Consider the following 14,091-nt stretch of genomic DNA (forward strand, 5'->3'; position numbering starts at 1 on the left):
GAGATCAGGCGCACCCGGGCTGGATCGCCCGACAGGACGCACGCGCGATACGACTCAGGCCCGCGACGTCCGGTAAAGGTCGGGTTCCAGATACATCACCCGCGCGGCGGGCACGGCCGCCCGCACCCTGGCCTCCGCGTCATCGATGGCCGCGGCGATATCCTCGATATCCAGATCCGGCACGATCGAGATCTTGGCCGCGACCAGAATCTCCTCCGGCCCGAGATACTGCGTCTTGAGGTGGATCACCCGGTCGATGCGCTTGCCGTCGACCAGGTTGGCGCGAATCGCCTTGTCCTCCTCCGGCGTCGCGCCCTCACCGATCAGCAGGCTCTGCATCTCCACGATCAGGATCAGCGCGATAACGCCGAGCAGTGCGCCGATGGCCAGGGTGCCGATGCCGTCCCAGACCGGATCATCGGTGAGCATGGTCAGCCCGACCGCCGCGAAGGCGAAGACCAGACCGATCAGCGCGCCGGTGTCCTCCAGCAGCACCACCGGCAGTTCCGGACTGCGCGAATTGCGGATGAACCGCCACCAACTCGAATTGCCTTTGAGCGGGATGGATTCCCGCATCGCCGTCATGAAGCTGTAGCTCTCGAGGCAGATCGCGATGAACAGGATGACGATCGCGACGATCGGATTGGTCAGCTCCTCCGGATGCTGGATCTTGTGGATGCCCTCGTAGATGGCATAGATCGAGCCCAGCGTGAACAGCACCAGCGCCACGATGAACGAATAGAAGTAGCGATTGCGCCCGTATCCGAACGGGTGCAATTCATCGGCATCCTGCGCTGCCCGACGCTGACCGAGCAGCAGCAGCCCCTGGTTGGCGGTGTCCGCGACCGAGTGCACCGCCTCGGCCAGCATCGATCCCGAACCGGTGATGAACGCGCCGACGAACTTCGCCGCCGCGATCCCCGCATTCGCCGACAATGCGGCGAGGATCGCCTTCTTGCCACCACCAGCCGACATCTCGGTAGTTCCTCCTGTCTCCGATTTGCAGCGCCTGCGGCGCTGCGTGTTCGCGGCCCCCTGGTGTCTCGGGTGAGTTCATGGCCGCGCCTGCGCGCGGACTCGAGACGGGCCGCGAACGTCGCTCGTGGCCCGGTTGGGGGGCGTCGAACGAACAGCCTATGGCAGCAGACGAGCGGACCGGGCGACAGGTCAGTGCCCGTCACCGACGCATGCGCAGAACAACTGGGCGTCACCGTCGAGGGCTCGGGCGCGAATCTCGGTGTCGGCCGCCGATATCCACGCCGCCGCACCGCGTTCCAGCACCAGCTCACTCACCCCTTGCCACAACCGCACCGTCCCCGCCGTGCACAGCACGATGCCGGGCCCCGCGGATGTCAGAGGCACCCGACCGGATCCGGCGGTCAGGTCGAAGCGCCGCAGCGCGAATTCCGGCGCGGGTGTCCGATATAGCAGTGATCCATCGCCCGCCGGTTCCGGTAGCACCACCGGCAGATCGATCGGCTCGAAATCCAGTACCCGCAGCAATTCCGGCACATCGACATGTTTGGGTGTCAGACCACCGCGCAACACATTGTCGGAGTTGGCCATGATCTCCACACCGAGTCCGCGCAGATACGCGTGCAGGTTGCCCGCAGCCAGGAACAGTCCCTGTCCCGGTTCCAGCGTCAACCGATTGAGCAGCAATGCGGCCAGCACACCGGCATCGCCTGGATATGCCTCGGCGAGTTCGAGTGTGGTGCGCGCCTCGGCGGTGAACTCCCTGGGACCCTTCTCCGAGAGATAGCGCACACACCCGTCGAGCACCTGGGGCAGCAGGGTGCCGAGGATATTCTGCGGCAGCGTGATCCAGGTCGTGAACAGTGTTCGTAGTCCAGCCGAATCGGGTTGGGCGGCAAGCAGATCCGCATATGAGCGCAGTCCGGGCACATCCAGTGCGCGCAGCAGCTCGACCGTGCGCCGTGGATCCCGGAATCCGGCCAGCGCCTCGAACCGGTCCAGCGCCACAACCAATTCCGGCTTGTGGTTCTCGTCGCGATAGTTGCGCATGGGCGAATCGAGCGGCACCCGCGCGAGATTCTCCCGTTCGAATCCGGCCCGTGCCTGCGCCGAACTCGGATGCGCCTGCAGCGATAGCGGTTCCTCGGCGGCGAGGATCTTCAACAGGAACGGCAGCCGTCCGCCGAATTCCGGTGCGGCGGGACCGAGTTCGCGCTCCGGATCATCGGCGACCAATTCGAGCAGCGAGCGAGTGCTGTTCGCCAAGCGGACATGCGCCGGATCGGCGGGATGCGCGCCGAACCACAGCTCCGCCTCCGGATGCGCGGAAGGGACCGGTCGGCCGCACAACTGAGCGAGTGCGGTGCGTGAACCCCAGGCATAGGAACGCAGCGCACCAACGAGTTCGTGCACTAGTAGTGTCCCCCGTCGAGCTGTTCCGTGGACGGTGCCGCACCGCCACGCGAGCCGATCAAACGCAGATAGGCGGCGGCCATTTCCAAGCGCAGCGCGAGCACCGCGAGTTGTTCGAGTTCGCTGGCATGGGCGAGGGTGCCGGGCATGGGTGCGCCCGAATCATCCACTCTGGCGGGCAGTGGCGTGGCGGGATCGGTGAGCGAGGTGTGCAGTAGTTCGACATCCGCGCTCACCAGATCGGCGTCGACCAGACCAGATCCGTTGCCGCCGAAGACGGCGAGCCGACGACGCGCCGCGGTCTGATCCAGATCCGTGCTGAGCACGAAAACCTCGATGCGTTCCACCGGCGCCGGTCCGTCGATTTCCTCGTCGTGGAACAGCGGATCGAAGTTCGGCGCGGATTCGCCTGCGGCCTCGACCATTCGGGGGTTTGCGGCAACCGCCTCGGCCAGATGCACCGCGGTGGCCACCTTGCCCGCCGACTGCAACAGCACCTCGGCGCCGTGCTCGGCCAGCTCGCTGGTGGCGGGGGAGTCCCCGGCCAGCACGATCGCGCGCTGCTGCATGCGGGCGGCCAGCGTCTTGGCCGGATTGTGGAAGACCTCATTGTGCGGGCCATCGCGCAATGCCTCGGCATCGAGCACATCGGCCAGCTCGGTCAGATCGGGTACCAGCGCACCGGAGCGGGTCGGATCGACGATCCGCAGCACCGCGATACCGGCCGCGAGAAAGCGCAGCAGCCGATTGTGGTCCAGGACCGGAATTCGCGGCTGCAGCAACGATGTACGCCCGGCCGCGGCGGCCCGTAGTGGGCCTTCGTGCGGAGCCGCGACCACGACCTCCGCGCCACGGCGCTGGGCACGGTCGACCGCATCGATCAGCCGGGGATCGCCCGCGTCGTCGCCCGCCACGAGCACCACGTCCAGCGGACCGACCCATGGCGGAAGGGCCTTGACCGGGACCACGGGTAGGCCCGCGCGGTCGCCGAGTGCGGCGACGATCAGACTCGCGGCGCGCGCGGCCCGGCCTGCGCCGGAGACCAACACCACGCTGCGTGGTCGCAGACCAGCGAGGCGCGCGAGCGCGTCCTCACCGACCGCGGCCGCGGTCGCGCGTACCTGCGCGCCGCCGGATGCCGCAGAGCGCAGGGCGCCGCCGACATCGGCAGCCTCGAGCGAAGCGGCATCATCGAGGTCGAGCACCGGTGTTCCAGCGATCATCGGGCATCCCACCTCCCCTCATCGCGCTGTGTGCGGTCCCGCCCTGCTCCCACCCGGGCTGCCGATTCGGAGGGATCGACAGCGGCGCCCAGGTCGGGCGAATCCAACGTCTGTAATTCCACTATTCCAGTCAGGAGCAAACGATGCTCAGAATCTCGGTATCGGGCTGAGTCGTCTACTTCCTCGGGCGTCGAATCCTGAGCGTGCCTGTCCATTCCGGGCTGTGATTCCACTATCCCAGTCGGGACCGGACGATGCTCAGAATCTCGGTATCGGACTGAGCCGCTTACTTCCTCGGTGGTCGGCTCCTCAGCTCGCACGTCCATTCCGGGCTGTGATTCCACTATCCCAGTCAGGACCGGACGATGCTCAGGATCTCGGTCACGAGCGCGCTTACTTCCTCCGTCGAGCGGGCCTCGACGTTCAGCCGCAGCAACGGTTCGGTATTCGACGCGCGCAGATTGAACCAGGCGTCGTCGGCGAGCGCAACGGTGACCCCGTCCAACCGATCCACCGACTTGGCCCGATCCCGGAATGCGTCCACTACAGCCATCGTCCGCTCCTTCGCGTCCGCCACTGTCGAATTGATCTCTCCGGAGGCCGCATACGTCTCGTACGACGACATCAGCTCGGAGATCGGCCGGTCCTTCTCACCGAGCGCCGCGAGCACGTGCAGGGCCGCGAGCATGCCGGAATCGGCGCCCCAGAAATCGCGGAAGTAGTAGTGCGCGGAATGCTCGCCGCCGAACACCGCACCGGTGGCCGCCATCTCCTGCTTGATGAACGAGTGCCCGACCCGGGTGCGCACCGGGGTGCCGCCGAGTTCGTGCACGAGTTCGGGCACCGCATGTGAGGTGATCAGATTGTGGATGATGACCGCGCCGGGTTCCTTGGCCAGCTCACGCTCCGCGACCAGCGCGGTGATCGCCGATGGCGAAATCGGATCGCCGTTCTCGTCGACCACGAAGCAGCGGTCGGCGTCGCCGTCGAAGGCCAGGCCGATATCGGCGCCGGACTCGCGGACCAGATCCTGCAGATCGACCAGATTCTTCGGATCGAGCGGATTGGCCTCGTGATTGGGGAACGAACCGTCCAGCTCGAAGTAGAGCGGCACCAGGGTCAGCTGCGCCACGGTGCCGAGCACCTCGGGCACCGTGTGTCCGCCCATGCCGTTGCCCGCGTCCACCGCGACGGTGAGCGGGCGGACACCGTCGAGATCGACCAGCCCGCGCAGGAACTTCGCGTAATCGGCGAGCAGATCGGTCGTGGTGGCGCTGCCCGGCGTTCCGTCGTAGCCGGGTACCCCGTTGATCACCTCGTCCTTGATCGTCGCCAGACCGGTGTCCTGGCCCACCGGAAGCGCCTTCGCACGGCACAGCTTGATGCCGTTGTAGCGGGCCGGATTGTGGCTGGCGGTGAACATCGCGCCGGGGCAGTCGAGACGACCGGAGGCGAAGTAGAGCTGATCGGTCGAGGCGAGGCCGATATGCACCACGTCGAGACCCTGGCCGAGTACGCCGTCGGCGAAGGCGCTGGCCAGTTCCGGGGAGGACTCGCGCATATCGTGTCCGATGACCACGCGGGTCGCGCCCTCGGCGCGCATCAACCGCGCGAACGCGGCCCCCACATCCTTGACGAATTCTCCGTCGATCTGTTCACCGACGACGCCGCGAACGTCATAAGCCTTGATCACCGCGTTCACGAATTCGGCAGAGCGGGCCACTGTCATGGTGACCACCCTAGTGGCTCGCACCGACACCCCTGACACGGTCCCGTCCGAGGGCTAGCTGGGCGGGTCCGGGAGTACTCGGAGGTGTCCGCGCCGCCCGGTGCGCGTGGCGCGCGGTGCGGGCGGTGCGTAATCGGAATAGCCACGCTGGTCGTGCTCCGGCGGACGGCGGCGCAGACCGGCCTCGCGGACCGCTTCGGCCAATGCCGTCAGATCATCGTCATCCGGTGTGCTGGAAGAGAATCCGCCTTCGTGGCGAACCATTTCCCAGCCCTTCGGTGCGGTGATGCGGGAAGCATGTGTTTCACACAGATCCCAGGAATGCGGTTCGGCCACCGTCGCCAGTGGCCCGACCACCGCGGTCGAGTCGGAGTACACGTAGGTGAGCGTCGCAACAGCGGAATTCTTGCAACCTGGTCGGCAGCAACGACGCATGGGGATCACGCCGATGAGAGTAACGCGCTCGACGTGGCGATGTGCTCAGACACGCTAAGGATTCGGCGATTTCGGGCGAGTTCATCCCCGCTCGGCGGTGTGTTCGTCACGCGCCTTCGGGATCGATGATGTCCGGATCGACGCCGAGATAGGTGGCGATCTGCTGCACGAGGACCTCGCGCAGTAGATCGACCAGATCGTCGGGATCGCCCGCGCGCAGTTCGAGTGGCTTGCGGAACAACACAACTCGGGCGCGGGTGGCCACCCCGTGCCGGTCCACGCCGGCCGGGATGAGGCGGGAAAGCGGCACCGGTCCGTCGGCCACCACCTCATCCGGCCAGGTCACCGAATCCGGGTGCAGCGGACGGATTTTCGGCACATCGTCGACCGCGATATCGAGCTTGGTGAGGCGATCGTGCCACCGGGTGTCCAGCGGCGCGAAGGCCTCCAGGACCAGCCGGTCGAACTGCTGGCCCCTGGTGCGCCATGCCGGGACCGTCGGTGGGAGCATCGGCCCGCGCACCCCGCGCCCACGACGGATCACCGATCGTGCGGTCGGTGGACGACGATTACGTGAACGGGCCATGACTAGAAACTTAGTCAGCCCGCCTTCGCGATGCGCACTCGAGGCAGGCTCATCCGCTTACCCGAGCCTTCGCCAGATGAGCAAGCCGCGCCGCGGACCGGCGGTCGATCGTGACTCGACTTCCGGGCGTGCCCCAGGAGTTACCCATGTACTCACGATTCGGATGTCGTGAGCGACGGGTAATCCTGGGGCGCCAGAGTCTGCTAGCCGATGCCGCGCTTCAGGCGGCGCCGCTCTCGCTCGGAGAGGCCGCCCCAGATGCCGAAGCGTTCATCGTGTGCGAGTGCGTACTCCAGGCACTCGTCGCGTACCTCACAGCCCATGCAGATCCGTTTGGCCTCACGGGTCGAGCCGCCCTTCTCGGGGAAGAACGCCTCCGGATCGGTCTGTGCGCACAGGGCACGCTCCTGCCACTGCTCCTCGATCGATTCGAACATCTCGTCGAAGCCCGTCACGACCAAGCTGAGCCGGGGTGCTGTCACTCCGTCGGTCATCTCAGGCCCGATCTGGTCCGGTTCGATCCGACCGATCTCTGCGCAGACGCCACGTGCTGCGCCTGCTGTGGAATCGGTTTGCGATACGCCGCCCGGCATGCCCGAAGGGGCCAGCTCATTGGCCATCGCTCCGCCTCCTCACTGTGTGTTAGCGCAGATTGATTCTTTCCGTCGGACCAACACGCACACCGACGGCCGTACCCCGCGACGTTGTCCCGCGGACATCCCCGAGCTTGTCACCCCGGTGCGAACACTTGTTCGAAAAACCGTCCGCGCCTTGAACTCTCGCGCGAACCCGAAATGACATGACTGTGATTAGACACGCCGAACGTGTCGATGGTCAAGCCGCCGTCGCAATTCCGTTACTATCCGCTACCGCTTTCCAGAGCTGATCTTGAACGCGGAATAGCAAATGAGCAGCAAATACGCCGTGAACCGCCGCCGCTCCGGCACCGCATAGGCTGTGTCGATGTGACTCCACAACAAGCGGACACCGCACCCGCAAGTGGGCCCAAGATCGCCGTCCTGGTGGGCGGGGTCGGCGGCGCGCGCTTCCTTCAGGGCGTCCGGGAACTACTGCCCGATGCGGACGTTTCCGCCATCGTCAATGTCGGTGACGACGTCTGGATGCACGGTCTCCGGATCTGCCCCGACCTCGATACCTGCATGTACACCCTCGGCGGCGGAATCGATACCGAACGCGGTTGGGGCCGGGTCGCCGAAACCTGGCACGCCAAGGAAGAACTGGCCAAATACCATGCCCAACCCGATTGGTTCGGTTTGGGTGATCGCGATATCGCCACGCACTTGGTTCGAACCGAAATGTTGCGCGCCGGATACCCGCTCTCCGCGGTCACCGAGGCGTTGTGCAACCGGTGGCAGCCGGGCGTAAAACTCATCCCGGCTACCGACGATCGCTGCGAAACACATGTCGTTGTCAGTGACCCTGACAACCCTGGCGAACGCCGCGCGATCCATTTCCAAGAGTGGTGGGTTCGCTACCGCGCGGACATCCAGACGCACGGATTCGCCACAATTGGGGCCGATGAAGCCAAACCGGCGCCAAATGTGACGCAGATCATAGCCGAGGCCGATGCCGTGCTACTGGCCCCCTCCAACCCCGTGGTGAGCATCGGCGCCATCCTCGCGGTGCCCGGCATTCGCGGCGCACTGCGCACCACCGAGGCCAAGGTGATCGGCATCTCCGGCGTGATCGACGGAAAACCGCTGCGTGGCATGGCCGATGAATGCCTTTCGGTGATCGGCGTGGAAACCACCGCCGAGGCGATCGGACGCCACTACGGCGCGCGCTCGGCCACCGGAATCCTGGACGGGTGGCTGATCCACAGCACCGATACCGCGGATCTGCCCGGCGTCGAAGTGCGCAGCGTGCCGCTGTTGATGACCGATCCGCCGACCACCGCCGAAATGGTGCGGGAGGCGCTCGACCTGGCCGGGGTGAAGCCATGACTATGCAAGAGCCATTGACGGGGCCGATCGATCACGCGGCGGGGGAGTTGCGGATCCTGCCGATCACCGGTCTGCCGGAATTCCGGCCCGGCGACGATCTCGCCGAACAGATCGCCGCCGCCGCGCCCTGGTTGGTCGACGGCGACATTCTCGTCGTCACGAGCAAGATCGTCGCCAAGGTCGAGGGCCGCATCGTCGAGGCGCCGCTGGATCCGGAGGAGCGCGATGCCGCGCGCCGCGCGCTGGTGGAGCAGGAGGCGGTGCGCGTACTTGCGCGCAAGGGCCGCACGCTGATCACCGAGAACAAGCTCGGGATCGTGCAGGCCGCCTCCGGGGTGGACGGCTCCAATGTCGAGCAGGGCGAGCTCGTCCTGCTGCCATCGGATCCGGACGGGAGTGCCAAGGCGTTGCGCACCGCGCTGTCGGAGCGGCTCGGGGTTGATGTCGCGGTGGTCATCACCGACACCATGGGCCGGGCTTGGCGCAACGGTCAGACCGATACCGCCATCGGCGCCGCCGGATTGCGGGTGCTGCACGACTATGCGGGCGCGGTCGACGGGCAGGGCAATGAACTGCAGGTCACCCAGGTGGCGGTGGCCGACGAATTGGCCGCTGCCGCGGATCTGGTGAAAGGCAAGCTCGGCGGCGTGCCGGTCGCGGTGGTGCGCGGGCTGCCGGTCATCGATGACGGCTCCCGCGCCACGGACCTGCTGCGCGGCGGCACGGATGACCTGTTCTGGCTCGGCACGGCCGAGGCGATCGAGCAGGGCCGTTCCGAGGCGCTGCTGCTGCGCCGCTCGATTCGTCAATTCGCCGATACCCCGGTCGATCCCGAACGCATCCGGGCCGCGGTGGCGAAGGCGCTCACCGCGCCCGCGCCGCATCACACCCGTCCGGTGCGTTTCGTCTGGATCCGCAAGCCGGGTCTGCGCGCGCAACTGTTGGCGGCCATGGCCGATAAGTGGCGGGCCGATCTCACCGCGGACGGTCTCGATCCGGAGCGGGTGGAACGCCGAATCGCCCGGGGCGGCATCCTGCACGACGCACCCGAGGTGATCATCCCGTTCTGCGTGCCGGACGGCGCACACGACTATCCGGATGAGCGGCGGCGCGGCAACGAACGCACCATGTTCACCGTCGCGGTCGGCGCGGCGGTACAGGGCCTGCTCGTCGCACTGGCCACCGAGGGCATCGGCAGCTGCTGGATCGGTTCGACCATCTTCGCCCCGGAGATCACCCGCGACATCCTCGGCCTCGCCGACGACTGGAACCCCTTGGGCGCCATCGCGATCGGTCATCCCCTCGAAGAACTCGCCCCCCGTCCGGTCTTCGGTCCTGGACCCGGTCTGGTCGAACTGTGAGCGAGCGTCAGCGGCCCAGTGCGAACCCAGGCCCGATGGAGCCGAGCGCTAGCGAGGTGCGGTCGTGAGCGCGAGTTCGCTGCACGCGTCGGCAACGCAACTGCTCGAGGCGTGGAAGCCCGTGGGGTTCGATGCCTCGCTGCGCGAGGCGATGCTGGCCTTCCTCGGATCCGCACCGCGCGGCTGTCTGCGCGAACACGCGCCCGGTCACATCACTGCCTCGGCCGTCGTGTTCTCGCACGACGAGCGCGAGGTGTTGCTGACGCTGCATCCCCGGGTCGGCCGTTGGATCCAACTCGGCGGGCACTGCGAGGAGGGCGACGAGACGGTGGCCGACGCCGCGCTGCGCGAGGCGACCGAGGAATCCGGCATGACGGGCCTGCGCATGGATACCGAACTCTATGGCGCGCAGGCCCACCCGATCACCTGCTCGCTCGGCGTCCCGACCCGCCATCTCGATCTGCTGTTCCGCATCGTCGCGCCGCCCGGTGCGGTTCCGATCCGCAGTCACGAATCCACCGATCTGCGCTGGTGGCCGATCGACGCACTGCCTGACAGCGCCGACGTCCTGCTTCGCTGAATCTGCTCGGCTCGATCGCCGCGTCATCCCGCACTGGACGGGAAGACCCGGCGATCGTCCTATCAGGCCTGTCGAGCTGTCCGATTTGCCGTTTCCGCCAGTCTTTACAAATTCGTAAATTTGTCTAGACAGAGGACAAGTTGATCTCTAATGTCCAAGTAAGTGGTACTGCACATCACATGTGATGTGCCGCTTGGATGAGGAGACAACGATGTCCACGGAAACCCATGCGCCAGGCCGCCCTGCCGCGGCCACCGATTGGCGCGACCGCAAGCGATACCTGTGGCTGTGGGGGCTGTTCGCGCCGACCGGCCTTTTCACCATCGGCCTTCCGCTGGTCTGGGCATTCAACGAATTCGGCTGGCACCGGCTGGCTCAAGTGCCGTTCTGGCTGGGCCCGGTGCTGGTCTATGTGGTGATCCCGCTGGCCGATATCTTCTTCGGCCCGGACGGCGACAATCCGCCCGACGAGGTGATGGAGTACCTGGAGAACGACAGGTATTACCGCTATCTCACCTACCTCTACCTGCCGTTCCAGTACGCGACGCTGATCATGGGCTGCTACCTGATCACGGCGGACAATCTCAGCTGGCTCGGCATCGACGGCGGGCTGCACATTGTCGACAAGATCGGCCTTGCCATCACCATCGGCATGATCGGCGGCATCGGCATCAATACCGCGCACGAACTCGGCCACAAGAAGGTCGATCTGGAGCGCTGGCTCTCGCGCATCGCCCTGGCCCAGTCGTTCTACGGCCACTTCTATATCGAGCACAACCGCGGCCATCATGTGCGCGTCGCGACACCCGAGGATCCCGCGAGTTCCCGTGTGGGCGAATCGTTCTGGGCCTTCTGGCCGCGCACGGTATGGGGCAGCTTCAGCTCGTCCTGGCGGCTGGAGAAGACCCGGCTGGATCGGCTGGGCAAGAAGTCGTGGAGTCTGCGCAACGAGGTGCTCAGCGCCTGGCTGATGTCGGTGGCGCTGTACGCGGTGCTGCTCGCGGTATTCGGAATCGGCCTGCTGCCGTATCTGATCCTGCAGGCGATCGTCGGATTCAGCCTGCTGGAGGCGGTCAACTACCTCGAGCACTACGGGCTGGTTCGCCAGCGCACCGCCTCCGGGCGATACGAGCGCCCCGCTCCCGTGCACAGCTGGAACAGCGACCACATCGTCACCAATATCTTCCTGTACCACCTGCAGCGGCACAGTGACCACCACGCCTACCCGACCCGCCGCTATCAGACGCTGCGCAGTTGGGACGGTGCGCCGAATCTGCCGAGCGGTTACGCCAGCATGATTCTGCTCGCCTACTTCCCGCCGCTGTGGCGGCGCGTGATGGACAAGCGGGTGCTCGCGCATTACGGCGGCGATATCACCCGCGCGAATATCCATCCGGCCAAGCGGGACAAGGTGATCGCGCGCTACGGTACGGCCGGGTCGGAGGCGTGATCATGAGCAGATTTCGTTGTCCCGTCTGCGATTACGTCTACGACGAGCTGAAAGGCGCACCGCACGAGGGGTTTCCGGCGGGTACCGGGTGGGAAAAGATACCCGACGACTGGTGCTGTCCCGACTGCGGCGTGCGCGAGAAGATCGACTTCGAACCGATGGGGGTTCCCAAATGAGTGAATACAAGCTGTTCCAATGCATTCAGTGTGGCTTCGAATACGACGAGGCCAAGGGCTGGCCGGAGGACGGGATCGAGCCGGGCACCCGCTGGGACGACATCCCGGACGACTGGACCTGCCCGGACTGCGGCGCCGCCAAGGCCGACTTCTACATGGTCGAGATCGAACGGTCGTGAATTTTGACTGCGGCAACTACCCGTGACAACCTCGCGGGTATGCCGCGCAACGGACCCAGAGTTTCCTATCAGGAGGCGGCGCGGGAACTCCTGCGCACCTCCGTCCTGGATTCGATGCGCGAGCTGCTCACCGAGCGGGACTGGTCCAAGATCACCCTCGGTGATGTGGCCACCCGCGCCGGTGTCAGCAGGCAGACCCTCTACAACGAATTCGGTTCGCGCGCCGGGCTTGCGCAGTCCTATGCGCTACGCCTGGCCGATGATCTGGTCGATCATGTCGGCTCCGCAATCAACGGCAATATCGGCGACGCGCGCGCCGCATTCGAGGAGGGGCTGCGCGATTTCTTCAAGGCGGCCGCCGCCGACCCACTGGTCCAGTCGCTGGTCGCCGGTGAGGTGAAGCTGGATCTGTTGCGGCTCATCACTCTTGATGCCGGGCCGTTGGTCGAACACGCGACCGCACGGCTGTCCATCGCGTTCCAGCACAGCTGGGTGCAGGCGACGACCGCCGAATCCGATGTGCTGGCACAGGCTCTGGTGCGTATCGCGCTGAGCTACATCCCGACGCCGCCCGCGGCTGGCCGCAATGCGCCCGCCGAATTGAGTGCCGTCTTCAGCCCCTATGTCGAGGCGATTCTGGTCGCGCGCGAGCGGCACTGATTCCACCACTGGGAAATTGACCGTTTGCGGCGAGTATGCCCTGATCATGAGCACATCTGAAGGTGCTTGAAAACCAACTGCCGTGCATGTAACGGTTGACATCTTTCGGCACCGAGCTGCTGTGTAACAGACGTAAGGTCTGTATGTATTGTCATGCGTCGGAGTTAGGGTACTTATTTAGCGGGGCAAACGTGCAAACGGTTGGCAAACCGGCGGGGTCGCCCGACCCCAAACGCCATCTGTGGGTTCTGGGCCTGATCGCTCCTGCGATCGCGTTGTTGCCGTCGCAGCTGGTCTTGCATACCGGCTCCCCGGTCTTCTGGTGGATCGGGCCGATCATCGTGTTGATCGTCATCCCGGTGCTGGACTGGGTGGTCGGCGTGGACGGCAGCAATCCGCGCGACGAGGATTACGAGCGGCTGTCCAACGATCGGTACTACCGGTGGTGCACCTATCTGTTCCTACCGGTCCAGTTGGTCGGCCTGGTCATCGCCGCCGTCATGTGGGCGGGCGACGAGCTGGCCGTGGTCGACAAGCTCGGGCTGGCAATGACTCTCGGGTTCGTCAGCGGTATCGGCATCAATGCGGCGCATGAACTCGGGCATCGGGTCGAACATCTGGAGCGCTGGTTGGCCAAGCTTTCGCTGGCGCAGTCCGGATACGGCCACTTCTTCGTCGAGCACAACCGCGGCCATCACGCGCGGGTGGCGACGCCGGAGGATCCGGCCAGCGCCAGGTTGGGCGAATCGCTCTGGGAGTTCTTGCCGCGCAGCATTTCCGGCGGATACCGCTCCGCCGTCCGACTCGAACGCGAGCGCCTTACCCGCAAGGGCAAGCGCTGGTTGAGCCTGGACAACCACATCCTGCAGGCGTGGGCGATGAGCGTGGTGCTGTTCGGCACGCTGCTGTCGATCTTCGGCTGGCGCGTGCTGCCGTATCTGGCGCTGCAGGCGGTGATCGGCGTCGTGCTGCTGGAGACGGTGAACTACATCGAGCACTACGGACTGCTGCGGTCCCGCCGACCCAATGGCCTCTATGTGCGCTGCTCGCCACGCGACAGCTGGAACAGCGACCATCTGGTCACCAACATCTTCCTGTTCCATCTGCAGCGGCACAGCGACCACCACGCGAATCCGGGCCGCCGGTATCAGACCCTGCGCAGTTCGATGCAGGCGCCGCAACTGCCCGCCGGATACCTGTCCATGATCGTGTTCGCGGCCATCCCGCCGCTGTGGCGACACATCATGGATCACCGCGTACTGGCCCATTACGGCGGCGACATCACCCTCGCGAATATCCAGCCGCGTAAGCGCCGTCGGATCCTGATGTCCTATGGCGTGACCGCGTAGTCCGGCGGGGG

Annotated in this window: 15 protein-coding genes; 8 read left to right on the top strand and 7 right to left on the bottom strand. The window is 65.8% G+C overall.

Features of this window, described 5'->3' with window-relative positions:
* Window positions 1-54 precede the first annotated feature (54 nt).
* The 7 genes from ACQP1T_RS07770 to ACQP1T_RS07800 all read right to left on the bottom strand — a co-directional run bounded on the left by ACQP1T_RS07770 (window position 55) and on the right by ACQP1T_RS07800 (window position 6,798).
* Window positions 55-975, bottom strand: coding sequence for a cation diffusion facilitator family transporter (locus ACQP1T_RS07770; protein WP_433759278.1), 921 nt, complete (start codon window positions 973-975; stop codon window positions 55-57).
* Between the two features lie 192 nt (window positions 976-1,167).
* On the bottom strand, window positions 1,168-2,388 hold the full coding sequence (manA, locus tag ACQP1T_RS07775) for a mannose-6-phosphate isomerase, class I (RefSeq protein WP_433759279.1): 1,221 nt from the start codon (window positions 2,386-2,388) through the stop codon (window positions 1,168-1,170).
* Window positions 2,388-3,611: a tobH protein gene (locus ACQP1T_RS07780; protein WP_433759280.1), complete on the bottom strand. Its 1,224-nt coding sequence runs from the start codon at window positions 3,609-3,611 to the stop codon at window positions 2,388-2,390. Before ACQP1T_RS07780 ends, manA begins: the two co-directional genes overlap by 1 nt.
* A 352-nt stretch (window positions 3,612-3,963) precedes the next feature.
* On the bottom strand, window positions 3,964-5,334 hold the full coding sequence (locus ACQP1T_RS07785; RefSeq protein ID WP_433762059.1) for a phosphomannomutase/phosphoglucomutase: 1,371 nt from the start codon (window positions 5,332-5,334) through the stop codon (window positions 3,964-3,966).
* Window positions 5,335-5,394: 60 nt separating this feature from the next.
* Window positions 5,395-5,775, bottom strand: a complete 381-nt coding sequence (locus tag ACQP1T_RS07790; protein WP_433762061.1) for a DUF3499 domain-containing protein — start codon at window positions 5,773-5,775, stop codon at window positions 5,395-5,397.
* Between the two features lie 106 nt (window positions 5,776-5,881).
* Window positions 5,882-6,361, bottom strand: coding sequence for a metallopeptidase family protein (locus ACQP1T_RS07795; protein WP_169338101.1), 480 nt, complete (start codon window positions 6,359-6,361; stop codon window positions 5,882-5,884).
* Between the two features lie 203 nt (window positions 6,362-6,564).
* Window positions 6,565-6,798, bottom strand: a complete 234-nt coding sequence (locus tag ACQP1T_RS07800; protein WP_029901515.1) for a WhiB family transcriptional regulator — start codon at window positions 6,796-6,798, stop codon at window positions 6,565-6,567.
* A gap of 528 nt (window positions 6,799-7,326) precedes the next feature.
* On the opposite strand from ACQP1T_RS07800, the gene cofD reads away from it, so the two are divergent.
* The 8 genes from cofD to ACQP1T_RS07840 all read left to right on the top strand — a co-directional run bounded on the left by cofD (window position 7,327) and on the right by ACQP1T_RS07840 (window position 14,080).
* Window positions 7,327-8,325, top strand: coding sequence for a 2-phospho-L-lactate transferase (cofD, locus tag ACQP1T_RS07805; RefSeq protein WP_433759281.1), 999 nt, complete (start codon window positions 7,327-7,329; stop codon window positions 8,323-8,325).
* A 2-nt stretch (window positions 8,326-8,327) separates the two neighbouring features.
* A complete protein-coding gene (locus ACQP1T_RS07810; protein WP_433762063.1) occupies window positions 8,328-9,686 on the top strand; it encodes a coenzyme F420-0:L-glutamate ligase in 1,359 nt (452 codons plus the stop codon).
* Between the two features lie 64 nt (window positions 9,687-9,750).
* Window positions 9,751-10,266 carry an NUDIX hydrolase gene (locus ACQP1T_RS07815; RefSeq protein WP_433759282.1) on the top strand — a complete coding sequence of 172 codons (516 nt, stop codon included), beginning with the start codon at window positions 9,751-9,753 and terminating at the stop codon, window positions 10,264-10,266.
* A gap of 211 nt (window positions 10,267-10,477) precedes the next feature.
* Complete coding sequence (locus tag ACQP1T_RS07820; protein ID WP_433759283.1) at window positions 10,478-11,716, top strand: alkane 1-monooxygenase; 1,239 nt, start codon at window positions 10,478-10,480, stop codon at window positions 11,714-11,716.
* Between the two features lie 2 nt (window positions 11,717-11,718).
* On the top strand, window positions 11,719-11,892 hold the full coding sequence (locus ACQP1T_RS07825; RefSeq protein ID WP_327093429.1) for a rubredoxin: 174 nt from the start codon (window positions 11,719-11,721) through the stop codon (window positions 11,890-11,892).
* Window positions 11,889-12,071 (top strand): rubredoxin, encoded by a 183-nt coding sequence (locus ACQP1T_RS07830; RefSeq protein ID WP_062984220.1) that lies wholly within the window; start codon window positions 11,889-11,891, stop codon window positions 12,069-12,071. Before ACQP1T_RS07825 ends, ACQP1T_RS07830 begins: the two co-directional genes overlap by 4 nt.
* Window positions 12,072-12,110: 39 nt before the next feature.
* Window positions 12,111-12,731, top strand: coding sequence for a TetR/AcrR family transcriptional regulator (locus ACQP1T_RS07835; protein ID WP_433759284.1), 621 nt, complete (start codon window positions 12,111-12,113; stop codon window positions 12,729-12,731).
* Window positions 12,732-12,874: 143 nt separating this feature from the next.
* Window positions 12,875-14,080, top strand: a complete 1,206-nt coding sequence (locus ACQP1T_RS07840) for an alkane 1-monooxygenase (RefSeq protein ID WP_433762065.1) — start codon at window positions 12,875-12,877, stop codon at window positions 14,078-14,080.
* Window positions 14,081-14,091 lie beyond the last annotated feature (11 nt).

Source organism: Nocardia sp. CA-135398, from assembly GCF_050955845.1.
Classification (GTDB): domain Bacteria; phylum Actinomycetota; class Actinomycetes; order Mycobacteriales; family Mycobacteriaceae; genus Nocardia.